This window comes from Flavobacterium erigeronis (assembly GCF_054075165.1).
Genome location: NZ_JBSKGP010000011.1, coordinates 205,843 through 217,944 on the forward strand (window position 1 = coordinate 205,843; position 12,102 = coordinate 217,944).

Below are 12,102 nucleotides of genomic sequence, written 5' to 3' on the forward strand. Positions count from 1 at the left end.
TCTGAATTTTGTCTTTTTTTATATAAATTGGGATACTTATTAAAAACTATCCAAACCAAAAAAAAGAAAAATGAAATATCTATTTGTACTATTATTTGCTGGTATATCTGCAGGCGCTCAAGTCCAGAAGGAGCAGCTGAATCTTATGCCTTGGCCTCAGAATGTTGTTATTAATGAAGGTAATTTTAATTTAAATAAAAATTTTAAAGTAAATATTACAGGTAATCCAAATGCAAGAATATTTGGTGGAGTAACGCGTTTTTTGCGCCGTTTAGATGGTAGAACAGGTATATTTTTCGAACAAGGATTTATTACAAAATTAAATGAAGTGCCAACTGCTGAATTACAGATCAACTGTACTAAAAGCGGTAAAATTGGTTTATACGAAGACGAAAGTTATCATTTAGATATTACTTCAAACAAAATTACTTTAAATGCTTCAAGTGATTTGGGAGCTTTGCATGGTTTGGAGACTTTGTTGCAGATGCTTCAAAACAATTCAAAATCTTTTTATTTTCCAGTTTCAAAAATTTCAGATTTCCCAAGATTTACTTGGAGAGGTTTAATGATTGATGCTTCAAGACATTTTCAGCCGGTTGATGTTATTAAAAGAAATATTGATGCATTGGCAGCAATGAAAATGAATGTTTTTCACTGGCACTTGGTTGACGATCAAGGCTGGAGAATTGAAATGAAAAAACATCCAAAGTTTACACAATTGGCTTCGGATGGAATGTATTACACTCAAGAGGAAATTAAAAATATCGTAAAATACGCTGACGAACGCGGTATTTTAATTGTTCCAGAAATAGATGTTCCAGGTCACGGATCTGCAATTTTAACGGCTTATCCAGAAATTGGCAGTAAAGTTATCACGCTGACTGGAGGAACTTCCGAAAAAAATATTCAAGGTACAGCAATCGCTACCTATGGAGTTGAAAGAAATGCTGGTATTTTTTCGCCAACATTAGATCCTTCAAATCCTAAAACATACCAATTATTAAGCGAAGTTTTTGATGAGGTTTGTCCGTTGTTTCCAGGTGCTTATTTCCACATTGGGGGAGATGAAAACGAAGGAAAAGACTGGGATGCAAATCCGAAAATTCAAGAATTTAAAAAGAAGCATAATTTAAAAACCAATCACGAATTACAGACGTATTTCACCATGCAATTGGCTCCGATGTTAAAGAAACACGGAAAACAGTTAATGGGGTGGGAAGAAATCTTAACCAAAGATTTATCTAAAGAAGCTATTGTACATTCTTGGAGAGGTCCAAACGAAGGAATGGCAGCTGGACAGTCCTTAGTTGATGCCGTTAAAAAAGGATACAAAACAGTTCTTTCAAATGGGTATTATATCGATTTGATGTACCCAATTGCAAGCCATTACTTAAACGATCCGATGCCAAAAGGCGCTAATTTAACAAATGATGAAAGAGCAAGAATTTTGGGTGGAGAAGCTACAATGTGGACAGAATTGGCGACACCAACAACAATAGATTCAAGAGTTTGGCCAAGAACAGCAGCAATCGCTGAAAGATTATGGTCTGCAGAAGATGTAGTCGATGTAGAAAATATGCGTAAGCGTTTAGAAAACATTTCTTTTAGATTAGAAGAATTAGGCATTACACATATTCGCAATAAGGATGTTATTTTAAGAAATATTGCTAACAATCAGAGTATTCAATCGCTTGAAGAATTTTCTAAAGTAAGCGAACCTTTAAAAGGATATACTCGTAACAAAGGAGGAACAGAATATCAAATGTACTCTCCGTTTACCTTGTTTGCAGATGCTTGTGGACCAGATGCAAAAGATGCTTTAGCTTTTGACGCAGCAGTAAATCAATATTTAGCCAATAAATCGGCTGATAATAAAGCAAAAGTTGCAACATTTTTTAATAAATGGATTAGTGTGAATAAAGATTTAATAGCACTAAGTGAAAATGCGCCATTAGTACAGCCATTGCTTCCTTTATCTAAAAAATTGAGTGATGCATCGCAAGAATTATTGCTGGTATTAGACAACAAATCGGCTTTAAAAGCAGCAGATTTAAAAAGTTTAATTGAGCAATGCAATACAAAAGACCATGCTGACGTAGAATTGTCAGTTTATGAAAGTTTAAAGAAATTGATTTAAAATTTTGGTTGAGTTAGTGTTATTAGAGTTACATTAATTAGGCTTTTAATTATCTCTGCCGGAGTTCCTCGGTAGAGATAGTTATAGCCCAAAACAGCACTTAACTAAATCAAATAGTAAAATATAAGCCGTGAAAATTAGTATTAACCTTTAAAAACCAAATAAAAAGAATACAATAAAACATGACAAAAACGAGAGTATAGATTGATGATTAGTCCCAAATTTATCATTTGTATTTACGATTAATTTTTTAAAAATTATAAATAAATATCAGTCACTGCTATTTGCTAATGATTATGTATGAATCAGAAATAGTAATATTTATCTATAGAATGTAATTTGAGTTTATTTCCAGTTGACAGCAGCCTTCCAACCTGCGGTTAAGCGAAACCTGACTGTTGAATAAGCAGTTATGGCCCAAGTACTTATTTTTCTATTAACCAATATTTATTAACTATGAAACATTATTACAGATTACTCTTTTTGTTGTTGTTTCCCTTACTCGCGTTAGCTCAGCCGGCTCACGGAAAAAAGGTAGTGGGGTATTATGCGCAATGGTCTATTTATGCTCGGGATTTTAATGTTCCGAAAATTGATGGAAGTAAGATTACGCATTTAAATTATTCTTTTTATGGGACAACTTACGATCCTGCCCATCCAGAGAATACAAAATTAAAGTGTTTGGATACCTATGCCGATTTTGAGCATATGGAAGGCGGAATTCCTTGGGATGCTCCAGTTAAAGGAAACTTTTACGATTTGATGAAATTAAAACAAAAGTATCCTCATTTAAAAGTCTTAATCTCTGTTGGAGGCTGGACAAAAGGCCAGGATCTTTCTCCAATTGCAGCCAGTCCGGTTGCTAGAGCCGCTTTGGCTGCAGATATGGCAAACTTCATTACAACATATCCGTTTATCGATGGTTTCGATATCGATTGGGAATATCCTCTTTCTGGTGGAACTGACGGTACAGAAATCGTGAATGGTGCGCCAGTGCCTCCACAAAAATACAGTCCTGACGATAATAAAAACTTAGTGCTTCTTTTAAAAGCGATGCGTCAGGCAATGCCAAATAAATTGGTCACTATTGCTGCAGGAAACAATGTGAGAAATGTTTCTAAACAGTATTTAGGGCCAAACAACAGAGCACAATATGGCATGAGCGAAGATATTTCGACTTACTGCGATTATATTACTTATTTCGGATATGATTTTGGAGGAAACTGGTACGATAAAACGTGCTACAATGCTCCATTATATGCAAGCGGAAATACAAATGATCCATTGTACGGTGCAACACAATCGGAATCATTAGACGAGTTAACCAATCAATACTTGAACGTAATTGGTTTTCCTGCGAACAAATTAATCATGGGATTGCCTTTCTATGGAAAGAAATTCGATAACGTTGCTGCAAATTCAACTAACGGATTATTTGTATCTGCACCAAGATATATAGTTCCAGGATGTACGAATCCTCAAAATCCAACAGGAACATGGGATGGTGCTGGAGCGTGTGAAAAATCAGGAAGTATCGAGATTTGCGATTTAGTAGGAAATCCAGTTACTAACTCACATGCTTATTTAGATCCAAATACAATGATGGTAACACCGTCTGCAGCTTCTGCAGGATGGGTTCGTTATTTTGATAATACTACAAAAGTTCCGTACTTATATAATGCTACTACGAAGGAATTTATCTCCTATGAAGATAAACAGTCAATGGATTTAAAAGTACAATACATTAAATCTAAAAACTTAGCAGGAGGTATGATTTGGGAATTATCTCAAGATACTAGAGGTTCAATTCCAAATTCATTATTAAATCAAGTTGATACTTCTTTCGGAAGTGTTGTTCCAGGGACAGTAAGTATTGCTGGTTCAGTAAAAAATGGAGCAAACTTGGTTACAGATGTTACAGTAGAATTGAGAAATGCTTCGAATGTAGTTATCCAAACAGTAGTTTCTCAAACAGGAAACTTTACATTCAATAACTTAACTTCAGGACAAAACTATTCACTTACAGCAGCAAAAGCTTCTTATACTTTTGTACCAGTGAGTTTAACAAACGTAACCGTTAATCAGACAGGAGTAACGATTCAAGGTTCTCAGCCTGTGTATACCGTAAGCGGAACAATTCTTAACGGAACAACACCAGTTTCTGGCGTAACCGTTTCGGCAGTTTCTGGAAGTACAACTTTAACAGCAGTTTCAAATGCTAGCGGTGCTTACAGTGTTGCAGGTTTAACAGCAGGATTAAACTTTACAGTTTCTGCTTCAAAATCTGGATTCTCTTATACGCCAGCATCAACTGTTTACAATGCAATCGATGCTAACAAAACATTGAATTTTACGCAAGGCCCAGTAGTTGTAAATTACACCGTAAGCGGAACAGTTCTAAACGGATCAACAGCAGTTTCTGGTGTAACAGTTACAGCATCTTCTACAGGAGGTAATTTTACAGCGGTTACGAATGCTAGTGGTGCTTATTCTTTAAGTTTGCCTTCTGGCGGAAATTACACTGTAACAGCTGCTTTAACAGGTCAGACTTTTACTCCAGCTTCTACTGTTTATTCTAATTTGAATGCCAATAAAACACTAAATTTTACACAAGATGTTGTTTCAACTTCAAGCAAAATCAGCGGAACAGTTAAAAACGGATCAACTCCTGTTGCGGGCGCAAAAGTAGAATTGGTTTTACCTTGGACAGACAATGCTCATAACTGGAAAAGCGTTATTGCAACAACAGATGCACAAGGAAAATACAGTTTCGACAATTCTATTACAGACGGTTATACGACTATTACAAGTTTAAAATTAAATACTTGGTCAAACGGAGAAGTAAATTATTATCCAAACAATTTGGCAAACTTTCCTGTTCCATCAACTCCAACGGTTTATAATTTTAATACAACTGCAACGTCAAGAATGGCATTGGCGGCAGCGACAAACTTAATTAGCGGAACAGTTAAAAATGGTTCAGCTCCAGTAGCCAATGCTAAAGTAGAAATTGTACTGCCTTGGACAGATAATACTCATAACTGGAAAAGTGTTTTAGCAACAACAGATGCATCAGGAAATTACGCCTTTGATGATTCAGTTGTAGCAGGTTATACGCAGATTTTAAGTTTAAAACTAAATTCTTGGCAAAATGGAGAAGTAACATACTATCCAAATAATTTAGCAAACTTTGCGGTTCCGACTACGCCAACAGTTTATAATTTTAACAGAAACGCAGTTACTCCGCCACAAGTTACTATTACATCACCTTCAACGGCAACTGTAGCTATTTCTCCAGGAACAGCAATTCAGTTAAAAGCAACTGCAAGCGTAGATTCTGGTTTAACTATTTCGTCAGTAGCATTTAACATCAACGGTCAAAATATTACAGCAGCACTTTCTGGATCAGAATATGTGGCAAGTTGGACGCCTGTTGCAGCAGATTTTAATAAAAATTATACCTTAAAAGCAACTGTAACAGCATCAAGCGGAGCGACAGCAGAGAATACAAAAACGTTCTCTTTACAATGTTCGGGAACAACATGTCCTAATGCATTGCCTGTAATTACTTGGAATACTCCATCGAATACAACGATATACCAAAATTCTTTTCAAGCTGTGCCAATTTCAGTTACAGCCGTAGATAGTGACGGAACAGTTTCTGGTGTTACTATTACAATTAATGGAGGTACATTTAACATGACAGCAGGTACAAATAATACCTATACGTATAATTTTACACCATCTGCTTATCAAGATTATCCAATTGTAATTAAAGCAACCGATAACAAGTCTGCTATAGCTACATTAAACAATACCATTAAAATTGCTCAAGTAGGGACTAATAGATTTATCCCGCTTCCATCTAAAGTTATTTTAGGATACGCACATTCTTGGGAAAATGCAGGTGCGCCATTTTTATATTTTTCTCAAATGGTGGGAAGCAAGTTTAACGTAGTGGACTATGCTTTCGTAGAAACAGTTAATCGCGATGGTTATACACCAATATTAACTACAAATGATGCTAGATATTTGACCAACGGCGTTTTCAATAAACAATTATTGAAAAATGATATAAAATCCTTAAGAGATAGTGGCGTTCCAGTTATTGTTTCTATTGGAGGTCAAAATGGTCATGTTGTTTTGGAAAATGTAACTCAGAAAAATATTTTTGTTAATGGTCTAAAAGCAATTATTGACGAGTATCAGTTTGATGGAGTTGATATTGATTTTGAAGGCGGATCAATGAATTTTAGTGCAGGAAACTTAAGAGATATTTCTTATGAAGGTATTTCTGCTTATCCAAGATTAAAAAATGTAATTGATGCTTTCAAAGAATTAAAAGCTTACTATGGTCCTGGATTTTTATTAACTGCAGCTCCAGAAACACAATATGTACAAGGAGGTTACACTACTTATACAGATACTTTTGGTTCTTTCTTGCCAATTATTCAAAACTTGCGTAATGAATTGGATTTATTAGCGGTACAATTGTACAATACAGGTGGAGAAAACGGATTAGACGGCCAGTATTATGGTACAGCTAAGAAATCAAACATGGTTACAGCGCTAACTGATATGATCATAAAAGGGTATAATATAGCTTCTACAGGAATGCATTTTGATGGTTTGCCAGCTTCAAAAGTTCTTATCGCATTGCCAGCTTGTCCAAGTGCAGCAGGTAGCGGTTATTTGACTCCGACAGAAGGAATTAATGCTATGGATTATTTAAGAAATGGAACTAATTTTTCAGGAAGAACATACACGATGCAGCCAGGTGGTCCATATCCTTCTTTAAGAGGTTTAATGACTTGGTCTGTCAACTGGGATGCCTCTTCTTGCGGTAATTCATCTGAATTGTCTAAAGCATACGCGGCTTATTTTGCATCACAATCAGCAACTGCAAAAACATTAGCGGTTGAAGATATTTCAGCTACAAATAATGCAACACTAGCGTATTTTAAAAATAACACTTTGTCTGTGTCAAATGATTCGGAAGATATTGCTCAAGTTGATGTATTTAACACAATAGGGCAGAATGTGGTAAGTCAGAGAAATCTTCAAAACAACAAAGAGATCTTGCTTAACAGCCAAAGTTTTTCAAGTAAACAAGTGTTTATTGTGATTGTAACTGACAAATCAGGAAACAAAAAGTCATTGAAAGTAATGAACTTTTTAAACTAAAATAGGATTGAAAATTTAGAAATAAAAGATGGGACGGTTAAAATTGAGTTTGGTTATTTATTTTTTAACTTTTTTTATTTCGAATAAATGCGCCTTTAGGTAATTTGTTATTTGGTTTTTGCCTAGAGAAATGCATTATGAACCCGACAGTTCCACTGTCGGGTTTTTTTATGGCATAAAAAGACAATTACAATGTGTATTTTTATCTATTTTAATAATTTTACTTCAATTAATAAAATAGAAAGATGAGAATCATAAAATACGTATTTCTAACTATTGGCTTAGCATTACTAGCTGGAGCCTTTTACTTTTACCAAAGCAAACAAGCATTTTTAGATCGAGCAGTAAAAGTTCAGGGGACTGTTACAGCATTAATACCCTCAAGATCGGATAACTCGACAACTTATAAGCCCGTTGTTTCTTATACAACAAAAGAAGGAAAGCAGATCGAATTTACTTCATCCGTAAGCAGTAACCCTCCAAGTTATCATGAAGGTGAAACTGTAGAAATTTTTTACGATCCAGCAGACCCTTACGATGCCGATATTAACGGATTTGCTTCTTTGTGGCTTGCACCGTTAATTTTAGGAATTTTAGGTAGTATTTTCTTTTTAATAGGTTTTTCAATTATTCTATTTGGTAAAATGAAAGAAAAGAAAATAGATGATTTAAAATTCAACGGGAGATCTATTATAACCAAATTTGATAATGTAAATATTAATTACAATTATAAAGTAAACGGAAGAAGCCCGTATGTTATTTATAGTCAATGGCTCAATCCAGCAACTAACGAAATGCATTTATTCCAGAGTGAAGATATTTGGTATAATCCAACAGATTTCATTTTGTCAGAAGAGATAAAAGTACTGATTGACCCTTCAAATCCAAAGAAATATTATATGGACATTTCTTTTCTGCCTAAAGTGAATAGTTAATTTCACAACAGAAAAGACTAAACTTTTAAGTAATTTTGCCATTTATTTATTTTATTTCAGTTAATGAAAAAGTCAATCCTTTTTTTAGTTTTCCTTTTAATTTTTACAAATTGTATTAGCCAAACCAAATTCGGAAATCCAGAAGTGGATCCCGTTCAAATTCAGAAAACTTACGAAAGCTGGTCAGCGTACAATAAAACGTTAATGCTTTCCAGAGATTTTACGGCTTTGGATACTTCATCAAAAGAAATTTCAAAAGAAGCTTTTTTTAATATTCTCGTAAACGAAAATTTTATTCCAATCCGATTAAAATCTGCAGATTCTATTTACGAGTATAAATTATTTAAAATTCAGCCAAAATCAGATACCAGTATCAAAGCCACGATCAGTCAAGAAGCTTTTGATGCTTTGAAAAACTATGAAATGGAAGGAAAGCCTTTTCCGAAATTTTCATTTAAAGATTTAGACGGAAATGAAGTTTCAAACGAAACGATGAAAGGGAAAATCATTGTGATAAAATGCTGGTACATTCACTGCGCTGCCTGCATCAAAGAATTTCCAGCCGTAAACGCATTAGCAGCAAAATACAAAGACCGAAAAGATATTATTTTTGTTAGCCTAGCCGAAGATACTCCCGAACAATTAAAAGTCTTTTTAGCCAGAAAACCACTGTCATATTCTGTTATTCCAAACATGAAAGAATATATGAATAATACATTACAGCTAAATGCCTTTCCAACACATTTCATTCTCAACAAAGAAGGCAAAATTGCAAAAGTTTTAAATAACTACGAAAGTCTAGAAGTAGCTTTGGAAAAAGAAAGTTCTTTTTAAACCATATAAGTGATGTAAGATATTTTAAGCTTAATGCTGAAATAATCTCTCAATCCCGATAGTTATCGGGAGCAGAGGCGCAAAGTTTTCTCTTTTTTGTCATCCTGAGGAATGAAGGATCTCCATAAGAAACTCTACAAAGATTGGCGATTTTGCTTGTCTAGCTACTTGCGGAGATCCTTCGTTGCTCAGGATGACAAACTTTGGTTAATCTTCTATGCGCAATATTTAAAATATCTTATATCACTTATATGGTTTAGAAAACTTTGCGTCTCTGCGACTTTACGAGATTAAACACAAAGTATATTAAATGAACTTACATGACTTATATGGTTTTAAAAAAAAACTTTGTGTTTCTGCGACTTTGCGCGATTAAAACACAAAGTATATTAAATGAACTTACATGACTTATATGGTTTTTAAAAAAAACTTTGCGTCTCTGCGACTTAGCGAGATTAAAACACAAAGTATTTTAAATGAACTTACAGGACTTATATTTTTAAAAAAAAACTTTGCGTCTCTGCGACTTTGCGCGATTAAAAACACAAACAGTATTTTAAATGAACTTACATCACTGATATGGTTCAAAAAAACAAGAAAACCTTAGCCACTTAGCATCTTTGCAACTTAGAACCTTTTTCACTACTTTTGCACCAAATTAATTAAAAAGACATTCATGTTAACAGTCAATAATTTATCAGTTCAATTTGGTAAAAGAGTTTTATTTGATGAAGTAAATACAACTTTCACTCATGGAAACATTTACGGAGTTATTGGAGCCAATGGTGCTGGAAAATCTACTTTTCTAAAAATCATTTCGGGCGATATGGACCCGACTTCTGGGCATATCCATTTAGAACCGGGAAAACGTATGTCGGTTTTAAACCAGAACCACAACATGTTCGACGAGCATACCGTTTTGGAAACCGTTTTAATGGGAAATAAAGTTCTGTATGCTGTTAAAAAAGAAATGGATGAGCTTTATTTAGATTATAATGATGCCAATGCTGACCGAATTGGAGAATTGCAAGTGCAGTTTGAAGAAATGAACGGTTGGAATGCCGATTCTGATGCTGCTTCGATGTTATCTAACTTAGGAATCACAGAAGCAGATCATTATACTTTAATGGCTGATATGGAAGGAAAAATGAAAGTACGTGTGCTTTTGGCGCAAGCACTTTTCGGAAATCCTGACGTTTTGATCATGGATGAGCCTACCAACGATTTGGATTTCGAGACAATCGCTTGGTTAGAAAACTTCTTAGCAAACTACGAAAACACTGTAATCGTTGTATCTCACGACCGTCACTTTTTAGATGCGGTTTGTACACATATTTCGGATATTGATTTCGGAAAAATCAATCACTATTCTGGAAACTATACATTCTGGTACGAGTCTAGCCAATTAGCGGCAAAACAGCGCGCACAGCAAAACAAAAAAGCAGAAGAGAAGAAACAAGAATTGGAAGAATTTATTCGTCGTTTTAGCGCAAACGTGGCGAAATCGAAACAAGCCACTTCTCGTAAAAAAATGATTTCGAAATTAAACATTTCTGAGATCAAACCATCTAGCCGTCGTTACCCTGCGATTATTTTCGATCAAGATCGTGAAGCTGGAGACCAAATTTTGAATGTACAAAACTTAGCTGCGTCTGTAGATGGCGAAGTTTTATTCAAAGATGTGGATTTGAATATGGCGAAAGGCGATAAAATCGTTCTTTTCTCTAAAGATTCACGAGCTACAACAGCTTTCTACGAAATTCTAAACGGAGAACAAAAAGCAGATTCTGGAACTTTCGACTGGGGAATTACAACAAACCAAGCGTATTTGCCAGCAGAAAACCATAAATATTTTGAAAACGATTTGACTTTAGTAGATTGGTTACGCCAGTACGCTAAAACAGAAGAAGAGCGCGATGAGGTTTTCATTCGTGGTTTCTTAGGAAAAATGATTTTCTCGGGAGAAGAAGCTCTTAAAACATCTAGAGTTTTATCAGGAGGGGAAAAAGTACGTTGTATGCTTTCTAGAATGATGATGGAGCGTGCAAACGTTTTAATGCTAGACGAACCAACAAACCACTTAGATTTGGAGTCTATTACAGCTTTCAATAACTCATTGAAAAACTTTAAAGGTTCTGTAATTTTCACAACGCATGACCACGAGTTTGCACAAACAGTTGGTAACAGAATCGTAGAATTAACACCAAACGGAGTGATCGACCGTTACATGACATTTGATGAATATCTTGATGACGAAAAGATTCAGGAACAAAGAAAAAAGATGTACAATCTTTAATTTTTTGAAATTCCAATAAATAAAATCCCAAATTCCAATTTAGCTTGGAATTTGGGATTTTTTATTTTGTTATTTATTATTATTTGCTGCCGAACATCTTGGCGAAAATCCAGATGATAATCGCAATAACAAAAATTACGATAAAGATTCCGAATCCCATTCCGGCTTTAAAAATGTCTCCTATAACTTCACAGCTTGTAAATGAAAATAGTATTACAAATACCATTAACAATCTTAGTATTTTATTTTGCATGATTTTGAGTTTTTAAGTTCAATACTAAAATTACTTCAAGAATCAAGAAAACGTGTTATAGAATTTTTTGGAAATGTTTTAGGATTTGGATTTGATTTTATAAAGAAAAATCTAATCAACAAGAGAGCCAGCGGCTCGGCTAAATATTGTAGGGCCGGATTTTAATCCTATTTACATTTATGCGATAGATTAGAAAGAGCTGTAGGCTTGGCACATCTTACATTATATCTGGGCGTTCAATTTTTCAACGGATTAATCCCGAAGTCTCGGGACGTTGCTACAAAATGTTTCATTTCTACGGAATTTTTGAAATTGCTATTGTTTTTTTATTGTCTTTATTTCCAAGAAAACAATTCCTGATATCACGACGATTTCGCCCAAAAAGTAAATTATCCCAAATACAGAAATACTTTGATAATAATAAATTATAATTCCCAATGTTAAAAAACAATATAGAATATTG

At 34.5% G+C, this 12,102-nt stretch carries 6 protein-coding genes; 5 read left to right on the forward strand and 1 reads right to left on the reverse strand.

Annotated elements, in window-relative coordinates; all coding sequences use genetic code 11:
- Positions 1–70: 70 nt before the first annotated feature.
- The 5 genes from ACWA1F_RS20855 to ACWA1F_RS20875 all read left to right on the forward strand — a co-directional run bounded on the left by ACWA1F_RS20855 (position 71) and on the right by ACWA1F_RS20875 (position 11,386).
- Positions 71–2,137, forward strand: a complete 2,067-nt coding sequence (locus ACWA1F_RS20855) for a beta-N-acetylhexosaminidase (protein WP_456896577.1) — start codon at positions 71–73, stop codon at positions 2,135–2,137.
- Between the two features lie 456 nt (positions 2,138–2,593).
- On the forward strand, positions 2,594–7,321 hold the full coding sequence (gene chiA, locus ACWA1F_RS20860) for a T9SS-translocated chitinase ChiA (protein ID WP_456896579.1): 4,728 nt from the start codon (positions 2,594–2,596) through the stop codon (positions 7,319–7,321).
- A 245-nt stretch (positions 7,322–7,566) separates the two neighbouring features.
- Positions 7,567–8,256: a DUF3592 domain-containing protein gene (locus ACWA1F_RS20865; protein ID WP_456896581.1), complete on the forward strand. Its 690-nt coding sequence runs from the start codon at positions 7,567–7,569 to the stop codon at positions 8,254–8,256.
- A 63-nt stretch (positions 8,257–8,319) separates the two neighbouring features.
- Positions 8,320–9,090, forward strand: a complete 771-nt coding sequence (locus ACWA1F_RS20870) for a TlpA family protein disulfide reductase (RefSeq protein ID WP_456896583.1) — start codon at positions 8,320–8,322, stop codon at positions 9,088–9,090.
- Positions 9,091–9,766: 676 nt separating this feature from the next.
- A complete protein-coding gene (locus ACWA1F_RS20875; RefSeq protein WP_306161181.1) occupies positions 9,767–11,386 on the forward strand; it encodes an ABC-F family ATP-binding cassette domain-containing protein in 1,620 nt (539 codons plus the stop codon).
- 79 nt (positions 11,387–11,465) lie between these two features.
- On the opposite strand, the gene ACWA1F_RS20880 is transcribed toward ACWA1F_RS20875, so the two are convergent.
- Complete coding sequence (locus ACWA1F_RS20880) at positions 11,466–11,639, reverse strand: hypothetical protein (RefSeq protein WP_306161179.1); 174 nt, start codon at positions 11,637–11,639, stop codon at positions 11,466–11,468.
- Positions 11,640–12,102: the final 463 nt, after the last annotated feature.